This window comes from Microbulbifer sp. MCCC 1A16149, from assembly GCF_050368945.1.
In the GTDB taxonomy this organism is placed as follows: domain Bacteria; phylum Pseudomonadota; class Gammaproteobacteria; order Pseudomonadales; family Cellvibrionaceae; genus Microbulbifer.
Genome location: NZ_CP185959.1, coordinates 4,085,547 through 4,105,414, shown reverse-complemented (window position 1 = coordinate 4,105,414; position 19,868 = coordinate 4,085,547). Strand labels below are relative to the sequence as shown.

Here is a 19,868-nt window from a genome sequence, read left to right as displayed (position 1 = left end):
TTTTTAACCGAGTGAATCGATGCAGACTCCCACTCTATTTGCCCTGCTGTTGCTGCTGATACTGGTGGCCTACGGTACCGGTTTCAGCCGCGCCATTGGCGCTGCCCGCAGCCGCGGCGGAATCCGCAGCCTGGCTTCCCTGCCCAGCTATTACGGTGTGCACACCGCACTCTGGTGTGGCCTGCCGGCGTTGATCATCCTGGGCCTGTGGCTGGTATTTGACGACGCCATTATCCGCACGCTGGTGATGGGCGGAATTGCGGACAAGCCCGAATCCCTTTCCGGCCAGAACCTGCTGTACGCGCAGATCCAGAATATGGCATCGGGCAATCTGGTGGGCGAGGCTACGCCACAGCTGGAGGCAGCGTCGGCACATCTGAACAGCCTGCGCCAGAGTGGCCAGTGGCTGCAGACTGCATTGATCCTGATTCTGTCCGTTGGTCTCGGTGCATATGCGCTGCTGAAGGTTTCCCCGGAGATGCGCGCGCGGGAAAAAGTCGAGAAGGTGCTGCGGGCGATTCTGTTGATGTGTGCCTGTGCGGCCATCTTTACCACCGTTGGCATCCTGTTGTCGGTATTGTTCGAGTCCGTGCGCTTCTTCCAGGCGGTCCCGGTCACCGAGTTCCTGTTCGGTTTGCACTGGAGTCCGCAGATGGCGATGCGCGAGGACCAGGTAGGTTCCAGCGGCGCTTTCGGTGCGGTGCCCCTGTTTACCGGTACGCTGATGGTGTCTGCCATCGCCATGCTGGTGGCCGTACCCGTAGGCCTAATGTCTGCGATTTACCTGGCCGAATATGCGGGCAACAAGGTGCGCGCCTTCGCCAAGCCACTGATCGAAATTCTCGCCGGTGTGCCCACCGTGGTTTACGGCTTTTTCGCCGCACTTACCGTGGCGCCGTTTGTGCGCGAGTTGGCGCAGTCCGTGGGCCTCGAAGCTTCCAGTGAAAGCGCCCTTGCCGCGGGCCTGGTGATGGGGGTGATGATTATCCCGTTCGTATCTTCCCTGTCCGACGACGTAATCAACGCGGTGCCCCAGTCCCTGCGCGACGGTGCGCTCGGCCTCGGTTCCACCAAATCGGAAACCGTGCGCAAGGTGGTGATCCCCGCGGCCCTGCCCGGCATTGTCGGCGGCGTGCTGCTGGCAGTTTCCCGCGCCATCGGCGAGACCATGATTGTGGTGATGGCCGCCGGCCTGGCCGCCAACCTCACCGCCAATCCGCTGGAGTCGGTCACTACCGTGACGGTACAGATCGTCACCCTGCTGGTGGGCGACCAGGAATTCGACAGCCCGAAAACCCTGGCTGCCTTCGCCCTCGGTCTGATGCTGTTTATCAGCACCCTGATTCTGAACTTTATCGCCCTGCACGTAGTGAAAAAATACCGGGAACAGTATGACTGATCTGACTCAAACCCAGGTGCGCGAGCGTATTGCCGCGCGCCTCGCCAGCCGTCACCGCAAGGAAAAACTGTTCCGCGGTCTCGGTATTGCGAGTATTGCGTTCGGCGTACTGGCGGTACTGGTGCTGTTCACCGACATCATCAGCAAGGGCGCCAGCGCTTTCGTGCAGACGGATATCCAGCTGCAGGTGACCTACGATCCGGCCGAGCTCGGTATCGAGCAGGTGGATGAAGAGAGCCTGGCCTGGGCCAATTTTGACGGTGTGATTCGCGCGGCCCTGCGCGAGCGCTTTCCCGATGTCAGTGGCCGCCGCGACAAGCGCGAACTGTATTCGTTGGTATCCAACGGTGCCGGCTTCGAGTTGCGCGAGCGCCTGCAGAACCATCCCGAGTTGCTCGGCAAGTCCGAAACCCTGTGGTTCAACGCCGACGACGATGTGGATACCTACGTAAAAAGCCTGTCGAAATCCGAAAGCGGTTTCCTCGGTCGCACCTCTGAACAGAAGGCGCAGTGGATCCTGACCCTGCGGGAGTCCGGCGAGCTGAAAAAGCGCTTCAATACCACCTTCTTTACCAACGGCGACTCGCGCGAGCCGGAGCAGGCGGGTATTCGCGCGGCGCTGGTGGGCTCCCTGTTCACCCTGCTGGTAACCCTGGTGCTGTCCTTCCCCATTGGCGTGGCCGCGGCGATTTACCTGGAAGAATTCGCGCCCAAGAACCGCTGGACCGACCTGATCGAGGTGAATATCAACAACCTCGCGGCGGTGCCGTCCATCGTGTTCGGTCTGCTGGGCCTGGCCATTTTCATCAACTTCTTCGAGCTGCCGCGCTCCGCGCCGCTGGTCGGGGGATTGGTGCTGACCCTGATGACCCTTCCGACGATCATCATTTCCAGCCGCGCATCACTCAAGTCTGTGCCGCCTTCCATCCGTGAAGCGGCGATGGGCATGGGCGCTTCGCGCATGCAGGTGGTGCTGCACCATGTGCTGCCGCTCGCCATGCCCGGCATGCTGACCGGCGCCATCATCGGTATGGCGCAGGCCCTGGGCGAAACCGCGCCGCTGCTGATGATCGGCATGGTGGCGTTTATCGTCGACGTGCCCCACGGGGTTACCGACCCCTCCACAGTGCTGCCGGTACAGATTTTCCTGTGGGCCGACAGCCCGGAGCGCGCCTTTGTCGAGCGCACCTCCGCCGCGATCATGGTGCTACTGGCAGTCCTGATCACCATGAACACCTGCGCAGTGTGGCTGCGCAAAAAACTCGAGCGCCGCTGGTAACGCGCTGCGCTGCCAACGAATGCTAAGATTGCGAACCGAGATAGATCCATGACCACCATGACACTGAAAGCCGGCGAAGCAGGTCCGGCTGAAGATCAGACCGCCAACCCAGCCAGCGAATCTGCTGTGGAGCAAAGTGCAGTGAAAGCCAGAGCGGCCAATACCAATATCGAAGTTACCGGCACCGTCGGCAGTCCTTTTTGCGACGACGCCAAACTCAGTATGCGCAACGTCAACGTTTTCTACGGCGAGGCCCAGGCCATTCACGACGTGAGCCTGGATATCGGCCGCAACCAGGTGGTGGCGATGATCGGCCCGTCCGGGTGCGGTAAGTCCACGTTCCTGCGCAGCCTCAACCGTATGAATGACACCATTGAGGGGTGTCGTGTCGAGGGCGAACTAACCCTGGATGGCGAAGCGATTTACGGACCCAAGGTCGACGTGGTGCCGCTGCGCGCGCGCGTGGGTATGGTGTTCCAGAAGCCCAACCCCTTCCCCAAGTCCATTTACGACAACGTCGCCTACGGCCCCAAGATTCACGGCATCGCCAGCCGCCGCGCGGAACTGGATGAGATCGTGGAAAACAGCCTGCGCCGCGCCGGCCTGTGGAACGAAGTGAAGGATCGCCTGGACAAGCCGGGTACCGGTCTCTCCGGCGGCCAGCAACAGCGCCTGTGTATCGCCCGCGCCATCGCCGTGAGCCCGGAAGTGATCCTGATGGATGAGCCCTGCTCGGCCCTGGACCCGATCGCCACCGCGCGTATCGAAGAGCTGATTGACGAGTTGCGCCAGAACTACACCATCGCCATCGTGACCCACTCCATGCAGCAGGCCGCGCGGGTAAGCCAGCGCACCGCCTACTTCCACCTGGGCAAGCTGGTAGAGGTCAACGACACCGAGACCGTGTTCACCAATCCTGAACACGAACTCACAGAAGCGTACATCACCGGCCGTTTCGGCTAAGGTTGGGGGGAGCCCGCAAAAGATTATGGAAATGCATTTCGATCAACACATCTCCCGCCAGTTCAACGAAGATCTTGAGTCCCTCAAGACGGAAATGCTGGAAATGGGTGGCATGGTCACCCGCCAGGTAGCTGACGCCGTGGAAGCCCTGGCCAACGCCGACAGCGAGCTGGCAGAGAAAGTCCTCAAGGTGGAAGAGGAAATCGACCGCTGCGAAATGGAACTGGACGAGCATGCGACCCTGATTATCGCCAAGCGACAGCCGGCGGCATCGGACCTGCGCATGGTCATGTCTGTGATTCGTATCGCACGCGATCTGGAGCGCGTGGGTGACGAGGCCAGCAAGGTAGCGAAGATGGCCATCGCCCTCACTGACGAAGGCACCGCACCGCGGGGTTACACCGAGATCCGTCACATCGCCAATGCGGTGCGCAAGATGCTCAATGACGCCCTCGATGCCTACACCCGTTTTGATGTCGCCTCTGCCATGGAAACCCTCGCCGAAGACGAGCAGGTGGATATGGACTACCGCAGTGCGGTGCGCGAGATGATCACCTACATGATGGAAGACCCGCGCAGTATTTCCCGGGTGATGAATGTGCTGTGGACCCTGCGTTCACTGGAACGCATCGGCGATCATGCGAAGAATATATGTGAGCAGGTGGTGTACCTGGTGAAAGGTGCGGATATCCGTCACGGCAATGAAAAAAATATGCGCTGAATAAATAACGCGTCGGATAGGCGCAGAAATTTTCTGCAGTAAATATTTTTACAAAAGGTCGCCTCGGCGGCCTTTTTTATTAGTACCAGTTTTAATTGAGAATTAGTTACAAGAATTAAATGGTTTTTTGGTATGGCCAAACTATTTAATTGCCTGCATTTGTCTGGCCGAACCTGCGGTAAAACACCGTTTTATTGCGCGCGAACTGTATTCAGCTTTGATTCAGCTACTTCCCTCCACAATGCCCCGCGACTGTAGTTAAGCTACGGAAATAAACGTGTAATTGAGACGTTCGTCGCAATTAATTCTTTTCGTTGCACAACCATTTTCTTGCGCTTAGAATCCGCGCCGAATTGCCCCCCAGGGTAAAAAGGTGGGTACGGGAGCGAGAACACAGTCGTTAACGTACAGATGTAAATTAAACAGGGAACACTTCCATGAAGTTCAAGTTTGCCGCACTTCCTCTTATGCTGGCCTCTGCCGTGGTTTCTGCAGAGCAGTACAATTCTTTCACCGACGCTGATTACACCTCAGAAGATTACGGCGTTGCCGAGGTCGATACCCTGAGCTTCCAATCTCAGTACTACTTCGGTGCTCTGGAAACTCTGGGTCCGCGCAAGGAGTTCAACTACATCCTGCCGGTTTCCAATATCTACGGTGGTTTTGATTACATCGATTACGATGGCGGCGACAGCGATGCCGTGCAGATCGGTGGTGAGTACTTCACTGGTCAGTGGAAATTCTTCGGCGAACTGAACGATTTCGACTCTACCAGCGCCTATCGTGCCGGTGCCGGTTTCCTGTTTACCCCGAATTTCCTCGCTGAAGTTGAAGCGGTAAAAGTGGAAGACACCGATACCGAACTGTTTGTTCGCGGTACCTACAACCACCAGCTGAGCGGTTCTGATTACATCGGTTTCACCGCGCAGGTGGACGATGACTTCGACTACCGCTCCGTTTCCTCCAAGTACTTCACCGCACTGTCCGGTGGCCAGTACCTGACCGCCGAGCTTAGCCTGATTGATACCGATTTCAGCGACCTGTACTGGGGTGGTGCCGTTGAGTTCTACTTCAACGAAAACACTTCCATCGGTGCGGCTTACGACGAAGCGGAAAGCTACGAGTTCAACGCTACCCACTTCTTCAATCGCAACGTTGCCGGCAAGGTTGCCTACGGCTCCAATCGCGATTTCGACGATCTGGATGTGTTCAGTCTGGGCGTAACCGTTCAGCTGTAATTTCCTGAGGGAAATACGCAGACAAAAAAAGCGGGTGAATTTCTTCACCCGCTTTTTTTATGTCCGTAAGTTTTCTGCGCGAAGCACTAGCCCTTGTTGCTCAGCGCCTGTACCCGCGCCTGTGCCTTGGTGGCGATATCACCGGAAGATTTGGCGGCAATCTGGTACTGGCTGAGGGCGTTCTGGGTGTTGCCCTGCTGCTCGTATACCTGCCCCAGGTAATAGTGCGCGTGTGGTGTGTCGAGATAGCGGGTGGAGCGCTGCAGGTCCCGCTCCGCTGCCGTGTAGTTTTTCAGTTCGGCATTCAGCATGCCGCGCATCAACCAGTTGGAAAACAGCGATGGGTTTTTCTGCACCGCGGTTTCATAGGAGTTGAGTGCGGACTGGTACTGTTTTTTGTGTGCCAGCAGGTCACCCTCGAGTGCGTAGAAGGCCGCCTCCTTGGGCTGTTGCTGTTGCGCCTTGCGAGTCAGGGTCAGCGCGCGGTCGTACTGCTTGTTCTTCACCGCAGCGAGCGCATCGTCATAGCTTTTGTAGGCGTCCGCATCGCGCTTCAGCTGTCCGATGGCCTGTTGGTACTGGCTGCGGTTTGCGGTACCGCCTGGTAGTTTTTTTGCGTGCTTTATATTCGCGTCTACCCGCGCCTGTGATGGCGGGTGGCTGGCAAACAGCGCTTCCAGGCCACCGGCCTGTTTGCCCTTGGACAGTTCGACAAACTTTTTCTGCAGGCGCACCGCACCGTAGGGATCGTAGCCCGCGGCAACCATGTACTTCATGCCGTACTGATCGGATTCCAGCTCGTTGTCGCGGCCGTACTTGGCGATATATGCGGAGCCGCCGAACTGGCTGCCGAGGGAGATCAGGTCACCGTAACCGGTGTTCTGGGTGGTGGCGCCGAGAATGGCCATGCCCGCGCCGAGGATCTGCTGCTGGGACATGGCTGCGGCGGAATGGCGCGCGGCGGCGTGCACAATCTCGTGACCCAGTACCGCGGCCAGCTCGGCCTCGTCTTCCAGCAGCACCAGCAGGCCGCGGTTGACCGCAATCTTGCCGCCGGGCAGTGCCCAGGCGTTTGGGGTGGAGTTGTTCAGCACCACAAATTCGTAGGGCAGCTGCGGCTGGTCGGAGACCTTCGCCAGCTTCTGGCCCACGCGGCTCACATAGCTTTGCAGGGCCGGGTCGATCAGGTATTCACCGCCCTGGGTCTGCTGTGCCTGGGGATATTGCTGCTCGCCCAGCGCCACTTCCTGGCCCTGGGACATCAGCGACAACTCTTTCTTGCCGGTGACCGGGTTGACCGCACAGCCGGCGATGCCCGCGGTCACAGAAGCGGCCACAGCCGCGGCCAGCAGGCGGTTGGAGATTGAACGCGGAATCATAGATCACTCCCTGTATAATGTTCGATTCAAAGCTGCTGTAGCGGTGGCTTTGGCAGCATTTAAATGAAGCTATTGTACACAGTCCGGAGACCGAGGTTATGACGACCGCACTGCAGATTATCGAACTATTCGCTGGCACCAACCCCGATGGCGAGCCGGTGGTGGAGCGGATGCAGGTTCGGGTCAATGAGGACGACAGCGTACAGCTGGTGCGCTCACCCGCGTTTATCAAGGGCATTGCCAGCGGCGATACCATCAAGGTCAATCGCGAAGACCCGGAGAAGCCCAGTTTCGAACTGGTAAAGCGCTCGGGCAACCTCGCCGTGCGGGTTTTCTGCCGCAGTGACAGCACCAAGCTCTCCGACCAGCTCACCCCGCAGCTGGAAAAACTCGGTGGCGAACTGGATATGGAGAGCCCGCGTTTGCTGGTATACAGCATCCACGTGAGCTGCGGCTTTGGCGAAATCGAGCAGATCCTGAACAGCGTGTGCGACGGGGCCAATAGCGTCTGGTACTACGGCAATGTCTACGACCCGGTGGATGGGCAGACGCCGCTGAATTGGTGGCAGGACATTTTAAAGCCCGAATAAGTCCAAACTGCGTATAACACTCGCTGCATACCGTTAAAGACCGAGAAGTTGTTGTCATGTTGATAGTCATTTCCCCCGCAAAAACCCTCGACTACGAGAGCGAGATTCCCCAGCTGGAAACGACCCAGCCGGATTTCCTCAAGGAATCCGCAGCCCTGATCAAGGAGCTGAAGGCGCTCAGCCCCCAGGATATCTCCAGCCTGATGAAAATTTCCGACAAGCTGGGCGTGCTCAATTACGACCGCTTCCACAGTTGGAAGCGCCCGTTTACCGATAACAATGCCCGTCCGGCCCTGCTGGCTTTCAAGGGTGACGTCTACACCGGGCTCGCGGCGGAATCCATGGGCAAGCGGGATTTCGCATTTGCGCAGAAGCACCTGCGCATGCTGTCCGGTCTCTACGGCCTGCTGCGCCCGCTGGATCTGATGCAGCCCTACCGCCTGGAAATGGGCACCAGGTTCGCCAATGCGCGCGGCAAGAACCTGTACGAGTTCTGGGACGGCAAGATCACCGACGCCCTCAACCAGCAGCTGCAGGCGCTCAAAAGCCGCGAGCTGGTGAACCTGGCCTCCAACGAGTACTTCAAGTCGGTACAGCCAAAGAACCTGGATGCGGAGATCATCACTCCCCACTTCAAGGACTGGAAAAACGGCCAGTACAAAATGATCAGCTTCTTCGCCAAAAAGGCCCGCGGCATGATGAGCCGCTGGGCCATCGACAACCGCGTCAAGAAAGCAGAGCAGCTGAAAGACTTCGACAGTGCGGGCTACTACTTCAGCGCCGAGCACTCCAGCGATCGCGACTGGGTATTCCTGCGCGACGAACAGCCGGCCTGATCGTCCGTGACCGATCAGGCACTGCCCAACGCCCCCTCTACCGGGCGCAACCGGGAACCCATCCTGGAACATCTGACGAGACTGCTGGCCAACCGCCGCCGTGTGCTGGAAGTCGGCAGTGGTACCGGCCAGCACGCGGTGTATTTTGCCCCGCGCCTGCCGCAGGTGCTGTGGCAGACCTCGGAGCGCCGGGTAAACCTGCACGAGGTGCAGCGCTGGCTGGCACATGCCCCCGCGGACAACCTGCCGGCGCCACTGGAGCTGGATGTTACCGGTTCCTGGCCGACGATCTCGGTTGATACCGTATTCACTGCGAATACCCTGCATATCATGCCTGCAGAGGCGGTGGAAACGCTGTTCCAGCGTTTGCCGGAGGTGCTCACTGCCGATGGCCAGTTTATCGCCTACGGCCCGGTGAAGATCGACGGTGCCTATATCGGCCCGGGCAATGCGGGCTTTGATGAGTGGCTGAAAGAAGAGGATCCCGCACGTGGTATCCGCGACCTGGAGTGGCTGGATCAACTGGCTGAATCCCAGGGCCTACGCCGGACCGAAATCAATTACCTGCCCGCCAACAACCAGTTGTTGGTGTGGCGACGTTAACCCGATGACAGGAGTGCACTATGCCCCCGTGGTTTGAAACTACCCTCGCCATTATTGCTGCTATTGCCGCGGTTTTTTTCTTTGGCAAATACCGTGAGGCCGCTGCCGCGCTGCACGAGTCCGAGCGTATGAAGCGCAAACTGTCCAAGGATCTGGACCGCTATCGCGATGTGCCCCAGCTGCGCGCCCTGCGCGATGGGCTGATCGGCGAGCGCAACCTGCCGGTGGATGACGAAGGTCGCGAGCACCTGTTGATCCGCGACAGCGCGCGCAAGCTGGTGCATATCACCGTGCAGAGAAGCGCTGCGCCCGTGGCCAAGGAAGATGTGGTGCATTACCGCGTGGGTGGCGAGGAGCGCCCCCTGCAAGAGCTGGAGTAACGCTTTCGGCGGTTTTCTCCGCGTTTCCCCGCCCGCTATTTTTTATTCGAAGTACTTTATCCGTGCGCGCTCAGGCGGAGCTGGCGAGGGTCAGCTTCTGCTTGGGAAAATTCAGGGTAAAGGTGCTGCCGCGACCGGGCACACTGGTTACGCTCATATTCGCGCTGTGGCGCAGCAGCACGTGCTTGACGATGGCGAGCCCTAGCCCGGTGCCACCGCTCTCGCGGGAGCGGCCGGCATCTACCCGGTAGAAGCGCTCGGTTAGGCGCGGGATATGCAACGGGTCTATCCCGATACCGGAATCCTTCACCGAAAAATGACCGCCCGCGGAATCCACTTTCCAGCGCAGCTCGATAGGCCCGCCATCGGGGCTGTACTTCACCGCGTTGAATGCCAGATTGGCAAAGGCACTGTGCAGCTCGCCGGCGTCGCCGGTAATCGTGCAGTCCTCGTCGCAGTGCACCGAAATTTCATGGCGCTCACCACTCAGCGAGCGCGCCTCACTTGCCACCCGCTCCATCAGCTCCCGCGGCGACACCCGGTCGCGACCGCTGTCGCGCTCCGAAGTCTCCAGCCGCGCCAGCAGCAACAGATCGTTCACCAGACTGGTCATGCGCACCGTCTGTTCACTCATCTGCCCCAGCGGCCGCTCCCAGTTGCGCGGTGCCTGGCCACTGGCCTGAAGAGTCTCCAGGTAACCGGCGATCACCGTCAGCGGTGTGCGCAACTCGTGGGAAACATTCGCCACAAAATCCCGCCGCATCTGCTCGAGATTGTGCAGCCGGGTCACATCGCGCACGATCACCAGCGCCTCGTCCTGGCCGAAGCGGGTGACTTCCATTTGCAGGATTCGGGAATCATCCCCCGGTGCCGGCAGTGTGATCGGCTCCTGGGTCTTGTTGTTCTGCTCCAGCATGCGCTGGTACATGTGCTCCACAAAACGCGGATCGCGGACAAAGTTGACCAGCGGCTGTCCGGCATCGTCCCCCTGCAGACGCAGCATCTCGCCCGCCGCCGGGTTCCACCAGGCCAGGTTGCCCTCGTCCTCGAGCGCCACAATGCCCTCGCGCAGTGCACTGGTACTGTCCTGTACCCGGCGCAGCATCGAGTGCAGCTTCTGCTTTTCTTTGCGATGGCGGCGTTGCAGCCGGTAAAAATCGTCGGAGATATCGCCCCACACACCGAAACTGGTGGGCGCGGGGCCGCGTCGTCCGTTGGACAGCCAGCGGTCGAACTGACTCTGCTGCCACAGTAGCCAGAACAGGTAGACAGAGAGGCCGGCACAGAGCGCCAGCCACCAGTGGCCGGTAGAAAAACCGAAAATGGTGGTGCCGAGGGCGATGACGATAAAACGCGAGAACTCGCCAATACTGCGATCGAGCATGATGGTTGGGCCATCTTTTTGAGTGGGGAGTCGGAGCAATACTGAAATCGGTAATGCGCAGGACTCTAAGCGAAGGCGGAGCGCCGGGTGCGGGGTTTCAGGATCGTTGGCGACAGGGATGTTGCCGATGAAGCGTACAGGGACGTATTCACAGCGGTCCTGAAATCCCGCACCCGGTGCTCCGCCGCCACCGGGCATTCACATTGGAAGCCCAAATTCTTCCAGGACGGTAGGATTACACCCTTTCCACGGTCTGTACAGAAAAGCGGTAGCCGGTGCCGCGTACAGTCTGGATATAGCGCTCGTGGCCATCGATGGTCAGCGCCTTGCGCAGGCGGCGGATGTGTACATCCACGGTGCGCTCCTCCACATACACATTGCCACCCCACACGTGGTCCAGCAACTGGGTGCGGGTATAGGCGCGCTCTTGGTGAGACAGGAAGAAGGTCAGCAGACGAAACTCCGTCGGCCCCATCTCCACCGGATTGCCATTGATCGTCACGCGGTGGCTGATCGGGTCCAACACCAGACCGCCGGCGGTCAGCGGCTCCTCCGGGGTACTCGGGCCCGCCCGGCGCAATACCGCCTTCAGGCGCGCCACCAGTTCGCGCGGAGAAAACGGCTTGGTGATGTAATCATCTGCACCCGTCTCCAACGCCTTGATCTTGTGATCCTCCTCGCCCTTCGCCGTCAGCATGATGATCGGCAGCGAAGAGGTCAGTTCATCCCGCTTCAGGCGCCGCGCCAGTTCCACCCCGGAGACATCCGGCAGCATCCAGTCGAGCAGGATCAGGTCCGGCTTCTCATCGATGACCAGCGCGTGTGCCGCCTGGGCATTTTCCGCCTCGAGACAGCGGTAATCCGCCATCTCCAGGGCAATTCGCAGCATGTCCCGTACCGGGGCCTCGTCGTCGACTATGAGAATCGTTTTGTTGTGCATCTGCCTGCCGTACCCTAACTGATGAGTGTGTCATCCAACTGACATTCCTTAGAGTGGCCATTTAACGTCACTTTAATGACAAATATATGACAAGTGCCCAACGATCACGAATCTGCAGGAAAACACCGGGTTCAATTGACCAGAAAATGGAGAAAAATCCCGGAAAACACCGCTGCGCCGACCCAGTTGTTATTCAAAAATGCCTTGAAGCAGTTGTCCCGTTCCCGATTCTGCACCAGCCATTGCTGGTAGCCGAAGAGTCCCGCCGCCGCTGCCACTCCGCAGTAGTAGAGTGCACCCAATTCCGCCCGGCTACCCAGCATCAGTAGCGCCAGCACCACCATCACCTGCAGGCTGGCGGTCATCACCTTGTCCATATCGCCGAACAGGATCGCCGTGGATTTCACCCCGATCTTGAGGTCATCGTCCCGATCCACCATGGCGTAAAACGTATCGTAGGCCACGGTCCACAGCAGGTTGGCGGTGAAGAGCAGCCAGGCGACCGCCGGTACCTCATTGGTGGCCGCGGCAAACGCCATCGGAATCCCCATACTGAACGCCGCCCCCAGCACCACCTGCGGCAGGTGGGTATAGCGCTTGGCAAATGGATAGCAGAACGCCAGCGCGAGTGCAGGTAATGACAGCAAAATGGTGAGCTTGTTGGTAGTGAGTACCAGCAGGAAGGCCAGTAGCATCAGGCCGGCAAACAGCAGCAGCGCCCCTTTGGGCGTCGCAGCCCCGGTGGCCAGGGGGCGCTGATTGGTGCGCTTTACATGACCGTCGATGTTGCGGTCTGCAAAGTCGTTGACCGCACATCCCGCCGCGCGGGTCAGGATGACCCCGAGGGTGAACACCGCAAACAGATGGATACCGGGCCAGCCCGCGGCGGCAATCCACAGTGCCCACCAGGTGGGCCACAGAAGCAGCAGGGAGCCGATGGGCCTGTCCAGGCGGGCGAGCTGCCAGTACGGGAGGGCGGCGGGCCAGCGCTGCTGGATCTGTTGGCTGATCATGGGTTTCTCGTCCGTTATTCAGGTCATGGGCGGTTTGTGGGGATTGAAACTGCTCAGGAAAGTCTCTGCAACCAGCAGGGGTTTATCGTGCAGCCAGAAGGTGGAGCGGCGGCCCCAGGCGGTGTTCTCCAGCGAGTCCAGCTCGGGCTGCTGGCTGCGCGGGTTGCGCGCCAGACGATTGAGCACGATGGGACCGCGGCGAATATCCGGTTGGCTGAACAGAAGTTCCCCCAGGGGGCGGTTGTCCAGGCTGCGCAGGTAGCGGGATTTGCCCGCCAGGGTGCGTTCGGGGAGCACACTGCGGGCGTATACCCAGGGCTGCTCGTCGCTGCCGTAGAGCAGCACTTCGCGCACCAGAGCGCGGGTCCTCTCGCGCAGGTTGAGGGCGCGGCGCTCCTCCAGTTGTGGCTGCTGCCAGCCCTGACTCAGGATCTGCACGCTAAACTCACCGTTGCTCAACAGTTTGAGCGCAGCGGTGAGTGAGCCGGGGTGCAGCAGCCACGGCAGCAGGTGCTCCGGAGGCGTGTGTCCGTGCAGGCTCTCGAGGGGCTGTGGGTGCCAGTCACCGATGGCTTCAAAGGGGGAGTGGAACAACGCTGACTCCGCGCAAGCTCAAAAGCGCCATTGTAACCGACCGACGGCCTGGGGAAATGGTCCAGATTTTGCTCCGCTTTCAGCCTGCCGATATAGTGGCGGTCTGTTTGCCGCACTTTGTATGAGTGTGCTGAATTTTTATCGACAATAAATAATCGGCGATCGCCGAAGTAACAGGACGGACCATGGGGCTTACCAAAAAAATCGTTCTGGCCATGATTGCGGGGATCGCGGTTGGCCTGATAAGCAATCTTCTCAATACCAGCCAGGTGCTGGGGCCCGGGATAACCGGTTTTATCAACAACTACCTGACCAATGGCCTGTTCGATATCGTCGGACGGATTTTCATCGCCTCGCTGAAGTTGATGGTGGTGCCGCTGGTACTGGTATCCCTGATCTGCGGTGCCTGTGCGCTGTCTGAAGGCAGCCGTGTGGGGGTACTCGCCGGCAAGACCCTGCTGCTGTACCTGCTGACTACCGCAGCAGCGATCACCCTCGCGCTGGTGCTGGCGCTGGCGATCCAGCCGGGGGTCGGCATGGAACACCTGGCCGGAGATGCGAGCTTTGAACCCAAGGCGTCGCCGTCGCTGTCTGAAGTGATCGTCAACATCTTCCCGACCAACCCGGTGGATGCGATGGCCAAAGGCAATATGCTGCAGATCATCGTGTTTGCCCTGTTGATGGGTTACGCGATTTCCCGCAGCGGCAAGCCGGGACAGCGTATCGCCGGCTTCTTCAACGACCTCAACGAAGTCATCCTGCGCATGGTCGGGGTACTGATGGTGTTTGCGCCTTACGGTGTGTTTGCCCTGCTCGCAACCAAGATTGCGCAGCTCGGCTTTGATGCGATTCCACAGCTGGCGAAATACTTCGGCGTGGTGTTGCTGGCGCTGTTGCTGCATGCGCTCGGGGTCTATCCATTGCTGCTGAAGCTGCTTTCGGGCCTGAGTCCGCTGAAGCTGATCAAGAAAATGCGCCCGGCGATGGTGTTCGCCTTCAGTACCGCATCTTCCGCGGCCACTATCCCGGTTACCCTGCAGACGGTGGAAAAGCGTCTGGGTGTGGATAACAAGGTGGCCTCGTTTACCGTACCTCTTGGTGCAACCATCAATATGGATGGCACTGCGATCATGCAGGGGGTGGCGACGGTATTTATTTCCCAGCTGTACGGGATCGATATCGGCCTGATGGGTTACCTGACGGTCATCCTGACCGCCACCCTCGCATCCATCGGCACCGCCGGTGTGCCCGGAGTTGGCCTGATCATGCTGGCGATGGTGCTGCAGCAGGTTGGCCTGCCGCTTGAGGGTATTGCCATTGTGATGGGTGTGGATCGCCTGCTGGACATGGTGCGCACGGCGGTGAACATCACCGGTGATTCCGTGGTGAGCACCATTGTGGCGAAGAGTGAGGGTGCGCTGAATGAGAGCACGTTCAACGATGACAACTACAACAGTGTGGTCGCGGCCGGCCGGGACGGCACCGCGACATCGTGAGGCCTCTCGGGAAGAGTTCGCCAGGGCTTAAATAAAAAAGGGCGAGTCGCGGTGCGGCTCGCCCTTTCTGTTTGTGGCCTGGAAAACCCGGAATTAAAGCGCTGCCATATCCCGCAGTTCATCTGCCTCCAGGTTGTCCTCCATGGACTCCACCAGTTCTTCTGCCAGTTCGCTGAGGGCGTCCTTGATGGCTTCCTCGGTACTGTCTTCCCCTGTGCGTCCGTCGTGGTAGGTGCGCACCATGTATTTACTGGAAATGTCGAGTTCACCGATGTCGATGCGCTGCTCGCGCAAAGCGGTACCGCTGCGGTTTTTCAGGATGTAGCGAAACTCACCGGAGAGGGCCATATCGCCCTTTTCCAGGTCGTAATCCTTTTTCGGCGTCATGGCACTGAGATGCTTGATGACCCGCAGATTCAGGGCATTTTGCAGGCTCAATACGCCCTCTTCCTTAACCAGCGGGACTTCTTCGTCCTCGAGGTACTCGTACAGCTCGCGCGCGAGCTCGCTGTGCAGGTGCTGGGTGTATTTGCGTACCGCCTGTTGTTTGAGCTCGGCAAGACCGCCGCCTTTACCAGCCTGGGCCAGCATCAGTTGCAGGTTGCCACTAGAGCCGGGCATGGGCACGTCTATCCGGATATCCGTGGGGGCAATAACCAGGCTGGGGGTGGTTGTGTCACCGCCCCAGAAGCCATTCTGGGCAGCGGCCGGCGCGGACAGGCCGATAGTGAACAGACTGGCGAGCGCCAACCTGCGGAGTCCTTGGGTTCTCATGCATCTCTCTCCCTGTTTTGATTTTTATGCCGGGAAGCTATTTGCTATTTGTAAATCGGCGAATGGATTCGCTCTTTATTTATGCGATAACCATCACAGGCTGCCACTTATCGGTGCGGAGAGCAAAAAATTTTCGTGACTTGTGCGTCAGTAGTAGTCGGTTTTGTGCGCGGGGTCTCGGCGGGAATTTGCAAGTTACAGTAGGGGCAGTTGGTCGGTAGGGATTGGGAGGCGCTAGAGAGGTGGCGGGGAATTGAAGCGGGGGCTTGATCAGCCCCCTTTGGCGAGTTCACGCAGGCTGTCTGCTTCCAGGTCGTCTTCGATACGGTCGATGATACGTGCCACCAGTACGTCGACCATTTTCTGCAGCTGCTCCTCGGTATTGTCTTCGGCTTCACCGGCTCCCAGAGGGGTTTTGATCTGGTATTTACCTTTCACGTTGAGGCCGGCGATATCCACCCGTTTTTGTTTCAGCACCAGGCCGCTCGGTGTGTTCAGACTGAAATGGTAGTCGCCGCTGGCACTCAGATTACCCTTCTCCACCTCGAAGTCGCCGCGGTTTTTGAGACCGCTGAGCTGCTTGACCACGGAAATGTCGACGCTGTTGTGCAGGGTGAGGGAATTGTTGTCGGTAATCAGTGCCACTTCTTCGTCGGCAAAGAATTCGCGCAGCGCAGAATCCAGCTTGAAGCGCAGCTGTTCGCTGAAGATGCCAATGGCTTTTTTGCGCACATCGCTGAGACCTTCACTGGATGTGGCCTGGGCGAGTAGCGCATCGAAATCGTTGCCTTGGAGTGGAGTGGGAATTTCCGCGGCGACTTTGGTGTGGGCAATGGTGATATGCGGTGTGGGCTCGTCGCCGCCACCAAAAAAACCTTGTCCCCACGCGGGGCTGCCGATTAGCAGAGCGATCGTGGCTGCAGAGCGCTTGATATATGTGTGCAAGTGGATCATCCGGTATTTCCCGTACTGGTGGTCGGGAGTTGGTGGGCCGGGTAAGCCCTTTTTACTGAGGCTGCCACTGCTGGCACAGGAGTGCAAAATTATTGGTGACCGAAAATGACTAATCGGTCTGGCTATCGAGTGGCGCACGAACAGGGCGGGTGCCAGTTCGCATTTTGTGCGTTGGATTCCACGGGTGGGGTGTGCGAGTCGCCTAGGCCTCGGCGAAGCGGGGTTTGTTGTGCAGCCAGCGGCGCACCAGAGCGGCGCGGGCATCTTCGCCCAGTTGTGGCGCTGCAGCGATTTTCTGTACCTGGGGCAACAGGTGCGCGTCCCGCTGCAGGTCGGCGATGCGGTGCTGAATCTCACCGGTCTGACGGGTGCCGAGAATCTCCCCCGGGCCCCGCAGGCGCAGGTCCTCCTCGGCGATGGCGAAGCCATCTGCATGGCTGCGCAGTGCCTGCAGGCGCGCGCGACCGTTGGCGGACAGCGGCGTGCTGTACATCAGCACACAGTGGCTGGCGATACTGCCCCTGCCGACGCGCCCTCGCAGCTGGTGCAGTTGGGCGAGGCCGAGCCGTTCGGGGTTCTCGATGATCATCAGGCTGGCGTTGGGGACATCGACTCCCACCTCGATCACCGTGGTGGCCACCAGCAGGTCGACCTCGCCGGCCTTGAAAGCTTTCATTACCAGGTCCTTGGCGTCGGGCTTCATGCGCCCGTGCACCAGCGCCACCCTTACACCATCGAGGGTTTCTGCCAGCTCCTCAGCAGTGGACTCTGCCGCCTGTGCTTGCAGGGTTTCCGACTCCTCGATCAGGGTGCATACCCAGTAGGCCTGACGCCCATCGGCCACCGCCCCCTGTACCCGTTCCATCACGTCGAAACGGCGCTCGTTGGAAATGGCCACGGTGTTGATGGGCTGACGCCCGGGAGGTAATTCGTCGATCACCGAACAGTCGAGGTCGGCAAATGCAGACATGGCCAGGGTGCGTGGGATCGGCGTCGCGGTCATGATCAGCTGGTGTGGCTGGGTGCGCTGTTGGCCTTCATCAGAGCCCTCCGCCGCGCCCTTCTCGCGCAGCTGCAGCCGCTGGCGCACACCGAAACGGTGCTGTTCGTCGATGATCACCAGCGCCAGCCGGTGGAAGGTCACACCCTCCTGGAACAGTGCGTGAGTACCCACTACCAGCTGGGCATCGCCGCTTTCGATCGCCGCCAGCTGCGCGCGGCGCTCCGCGGCTTTCATGCTGCCGGTAAGCCAGGCCACGGTGATACCGAGGGGCTCCAGCCAGCCGCAGAAATTGATGCGGTGTTGTTCGGCGAGGATTTCCGTGGGGGCCATGACCGCGCACTGGTATCCGGCGCCGATGGCCTGCAGCGCTGCCCGAGCCGCGACCAGGGTTTTGCCTGCGCCCACATCGCCCTGCAGAAGACGCATCATCGGGCGGGACCCCGCGAGATCTGCCGCGATTTCCTTGCCCACTCTTTGCTGTGCATTGGTGGGGCTGAACGGCAGGCGGGCGCTAAAGTCCCGCTCCAGCGCAGCGTTGTGCGCAAGCGGTGGAGCCGCGACACGGGAGGCGGTGCGCCGCAGTTCCAGCAGGCTAAGATGGTGGGCGAGCAGCTCCTCCAGCGCCAGGCGTTGCTGGGCCGGATGCTGGCCCTCCCCCAGTTGTTCCAGGTCGGCGTCGGCGGGTGGCTGGTGCAGGTACATCAGTGCGCCCGCCAGAGGCATCTGCAGGGTGCTTGGCAGCAGCTGTGCAGGCAGCAGTTCGGTGACAGTGCCCTCGGCCAGCCAATCGAGCCCCTGGCCGATCAGCGCGCGCAGGCGGCCCTGGCCCAGGCCTTCGGTCAGCGGGTAAATGGGCGTCAGGGTCTCCGCAGCAGGAGAAATATCTTCCCCCAGAATCTCGGTTTCCGGGTGATAAAGTTCCACGCCCGCACTGCCCCGGCGGGCCTCGCCGTAACAGCGCACCCGGGTGCCTGGCGTCAGACGACTTTTCTGCGCGGCAGTGAAGTGGAAAAAGCGCAGCATGACGCTGCCGGTGGTGTCCTGCAGGCGCACCGCGAGGCTGCGGCGGCGGCCGAATACCACGTCGGCGGCGCGTACCTCGCCCTCGATTACCGCATCCATACCGGGACGGAGTCCCGCCAGGGGCACCACGCGGGTGCGGTCCTGGTAGCGTGCGGGCAGGTGGAACAGCAGATCCTGGAGGGAGCTGATGTGCAGTTTGGCGAGGGTTTCCGCCAGCTTGGCGCCCACCCCTTTCAGGGCAGTCACCGGGATTTCGGCCAGCGGTTTCTGCGGTCGATTCACGGACTCTTCAATTGGCACTGATTGATGGCATCGCGCAGCATATCGATGGCGCGGTGTCGCGGAAAGCTGGCGCGCCAGGCCAGGGCCACGGTGCGTTGCGGGGCCGGCGCCACAAACGGGCGGGTCACCAGTACACCGGTAGCGTACTGGGAGGCGGCCGCCGCCGACAGCGGCAACACGGTGATGCCGAGACGCGAGGCAACCATATGGCGCAGGGTTTCGAGGGAGCTGCCATCCGCGGCGGTGCGGATATGTCCGTTGCCGGATTCCTTCTCGATTGACTGTTGCAGCTGCGGACAGGCCTCCAGGACCTGATCGCGGAAACAGTGGCCTTCACCAAGCAGCAGCACGTTGTCCTCACACAGCTGCTCCGGAGACAGCGCGTCGAACTTGGCCAGGGGATGGTCCGAGGGCATCAGCACCACGAAGGGCTCATCGTACAGCGGCTGGGTCACCACATCCGGCTCGGTAAACGGCAGCGCAATAATCACCGCGTCCAGTTCACCCTTGCGCAGGCGTGCACGCAGTGTGGAGGTGTAGCCTTCTTCAACGAACAGCGGCATCTGCGGTGCCAGCTGTTGCAGCTGCGGGATGAAGTGCGGGAAAAGATAGGGACCGATGGTAAAAATTGCACCCACCGACAGCGGACTGCTGAGCTGGTCCTTGCCGGCGCTGGCAATATCCTTGATCGCCGCCGACTGCTCCAGCACCAGCTGCGCCTGGGCCACGATGCGTTCCCCCAGCGGCGTGGCCTGAACCCGGGTTTTGGAGCGCTCGAACAGCGCTACACCCAGTTCCTTTTCCAGTTTCTTGACGGCGATGGACAACGTCGGCTGACTCACAAAGCAGCGCTCCGCGGCGCGCCCGAAATGCTGTTCCTGAGCCAGGGTGACGATGTAGCGCAATTCATTCAATGTCATGGTAAACGCAATCAGATAAAACTTTGCGATAGAGTTTATTCATAAATGCCCCCGTGCGGCCAGCAAAACTGCAGACGAGGTGGGTAAATGTCTCAAT

19 protein-coding genes are annotated in these 19,868 nt (G+C 60.0%); 10 read left to right on the top strand and 9 right to left on the bottom strand.

Features of this window, described 5'->3' with window-relative positions:
• Nucleotides 1–19 precede the first annotated feature (19 nt).
• The 5 genes from pstC to ACONT6_RS16975 all read left to right on the top strand — a co-directional run bounded on the left by pstC (nt 20) and on the right by ACONT6_RS16975 (nt 5,600).
• Nucleotides 20–1,399, top strand: a complete 1,380-nt coding sequence (gene pstC / locus ACONT6_RS16995) for a phosphate ABC transporter permease subunit PstC (protein WP_181254853.1) — start codon at nt 20–22, stop codon at nt 1,397–1,399.
• Nucleotides 1,392–2,678 carry a phosphate ABC transporter permease PstA gene (gene pstA, locus ACONT6_RS16990; RefSeq protein WP_428819584.1) on the top strand — a complete coding sequence of 429 codons (1,287 nt, stop codon included), beginning with the start codon at nt 1,392–1,394 and terminating at the stop codon, nt 2,676–2,678. Before pstC ends, pstA begins: the two co-directional genes overlap by 8 nt.
• Before the next feature lie 222 nt (nt 2,679–2,900).
• The gene (pstB, locus tag ACONT6_RS16985; RefSeq protein ID WP_255463603.1) at nt 2,901–3,641 is read left to right on the top strand and encodes a phosphate ABC transporter ATP-binding protein PstB; all 741 of its coding nucleotides are present in this window, start codon (nt 2,901–2,903) and stop codon (nt 3,639–3,641) included.
• A gap of 25 nt (nt 3,642–3,666) precedes the next feature.
• Nucleotides 3,667–4,362: a phosphate signaling complex protein PhoU gene (gene phoU / locus ACONT6_RS16980; RefSeq protein WP_078083357.1), complete on the top strand. Its 696-nt coding sequence runs from the start codon at nt 3,667–3,669 to the stop codon at nt 4,360–4,362.
• A 437-nt stretch (nt 4,363–4,799) separates the two neighbouring features.
• Nucleotides 4,800–5,600 (top strand): putative porin, encoded by an 801-nt coding sequence (locus ACONT6_RS16975; protein WP_428819583.1) that lies wholly within the window; start codon nt 4,800–4,802, stop codon nt 5,598–5,600.
• 86 nt (nt 5,601–5,686) lie between these two features.
• Here the strand turns inward: ACONT6_RS16975 and ACONT6_RS16970 are convergent, their stop codons facing one another.
• Entirely contained in the window at nt 5,687–6,979 is a 1,293-nt protein-coding gene (locus ACONT6_RS16970; protein WP_428819582.1) for a M48 family metalloprotease, read from the bottom strand.
• 98 nt (nt 6,980–7,077) lie between these two features.
• Here ACONT6_RS16970 and ACONT6_RS16965 point away from each other — a divergent pair, with 98 nt between their 5' ends.
• From ACONT6_RS16965 to ACONT6_RS16950, 4 genes are read left to right on the top strand one after another with little or no spacing between them, the layout of a single operon-like run.
• Nucleotides 7,078–7,569: a DUF4265 domain-containing protein gene (locus tag ACONT6_RS16965; protein WP_078083360.1), complete on the top strand. Its 492-nt coding sequence runs from the start codon at nt 7,078–7,080 to the stop codon at nt 7,567–7,569.
• A 56-nt stretch (nt 7,570–7,625) separates the two neighbouring features.
• Nucleotides 7,626–8,405 carry a peroxide stress protein YaaA gene (gene yaaA, locus ACONT6_RS16960; RefSeq protein WP_428819581.1) on the top strand — a complete coding sequence of 260 codons (780 nt, stop codon included), beginning with the start codon at nt 7,626–7,628 and terminating at the stop codon, nt 8,403–8,405.
• Between the two features lie 6 nt (nt 8,406–8,411).
• The gene (locus ACONT6_RS16955) at nt 8,412–9,008 is read left to right on the top strand and encodes a DUF938 domain-containing protein (protein WP_428819580.1); all 597 of its coding nucleotides are present in this window, start codon (nt 8,412–8,414) and stop codon (nt 9,006–9,008) included.
• A 20-nt stretch (nt 9,009–9,028) separates the two neighbouring features.
• Complete coding sequence (locus ACONT6_RS16950) at nt 9,029–9,388, top strand: hypothetical protein (protein WP_428819579.1); 360 nt, start codon at nt 9,029–9,031, stop codon at nt 9,386–9,388.
• A gap of 70 nt (nt 9,389–9,458) precedes the next feature.
• Here the strand turns inward: ACONT6_RS16950 and phoR are convergent, their stop codons facing one another.
• From phoR to ACONT6_RS16930, 4 genes are all read right to left on the bottom strand, one after another.
• Nucleotides 9,459–10,772 (bottom strand): phosphate regulon sensor histidine kinase PhoR, encoded by a 1,314-nt coding sequence (gene phoR, locus ACONT6_RS16945; protein WP_181254864.1) that lies wholly within the window; start codon nt 10,770–10,772, stop codon nt 9,459–9,461.
• A 235-nt stretch (nt 10,773–11,007) separates the two neighbouring features.
• Nucleotides 11,008–11,712 (bottom strand): phosphate regulon transcriptional regulator PhoB, encoded by a 705-nt coding sequence (gene phoB / locus ACONT6_RS16940; protein WP_428819578.1) that lies wholly within the window; start codon nt 11,710–11,712, stop codon nt 11,008–11,010.
• A gap of 131 nt (nt 11,713–11,843) precedes the next feature.
• On the bottom strand, nt 11,844–12,725 hold the full coding sequence (ubiA, locus tag ACONT6_RS16935) for a 4-hydroxybenzoate octaprenyltransferase (RefSeq protein ID WP_428819577.1): 882 nt from the start codon (nt 12,723–12,725) through the stop codon (nt 11,844–11,846).
• Between the two features lie 18 nt (nt 12,726–12,743).
• Nucleotides 12,744–13,319, bottom strand: coding sequence for a chorismate--pyruvate lyase family protein (locus ACONT6_RS16930; RefSeq protein ID WP_428819576.1), 576 nt, complete (start codon nt 13,317–13,319; stop codon nt 12,744–12,746).
• Nucleotides 13,320–13,504: 185 nt separating this feature from the next.
• On the opposite strand from ACONT6_RS16930, the gene ACONT6_RS16925 reads away from it, so the two are divergent.
• Complete coding sequence (locus tag ACONT6_RS16925; protein WP_428819575.1) at nt 13,505–14,815, top strand: dicarboxylate/amino acid:cation symporter; 1,311 nt, start codon at nt 13,505–13,507, stop codon at nt 14,813–14,815.
• A gap of 93 nt (nt 14,816–14,908) precedes the next feature.
• Here the strand turns inward: ACONT6_RS16925 and ACONT6_RS16920 are convergent, their stop codons facing one another.
• From ACONT6_RS16920 to ACONT6_RS16905, 4 genes are all read right to left on the bottom strand, one after another.
• The gene (locus tag ACONT6_RS16920) at nt 14,909–15,589 is read right to left on the bottom strand and encodes a hypothetical protein (RefSeq protein WP_428819574.1); all 681 of its coding nucleotides are present in this window, start codon (nt 15,587–15,589) and stop codon (nt 14,909–14,911) included.
• A 270-nt stretch (nt 15,590–15,859) separates the two neighbouring features.
• Nucleotides 15,860–16,543, bottom strand: a complete 684-nt coding sequence (locus ACONT6_RS16915) for a hypothetical protein (protein ID WP_428819573.1) — start codon at nt 16,541–16,543, stop codon at nt 15,860–15,862.
• A 202-nt stretch (nt 16,544–16,745) separates the two neighbouring features.
• Complete coding sequence (recG, locus tag ACONT6_RS16910; protein ID WP_428819572.1) at nt 16,746–18,851, bottom strand: ATP-dependent DNA helicase RecG; 2,106 nt, start codon at nt 18,849–18,851, stop codon at nt 16,746–16,748.
• Complete coding sequence (locus ACONT6_RS16905; RefSeq protein WP_078082899.1) at nt 18,848–19,771, bottom strand: hydrogen peroxide-inducible genes activator; 924 nt, start codon at nt 19,769–19,771, stop codon at nt 18,848–18,850. The genes recG and ACONT6_RS16905 overlap by 4 nt, the downstream gene beginning before the upstream one ends.
• Nucleotides 19,772–19,868 lie beyond the last annotated feature (97 nt).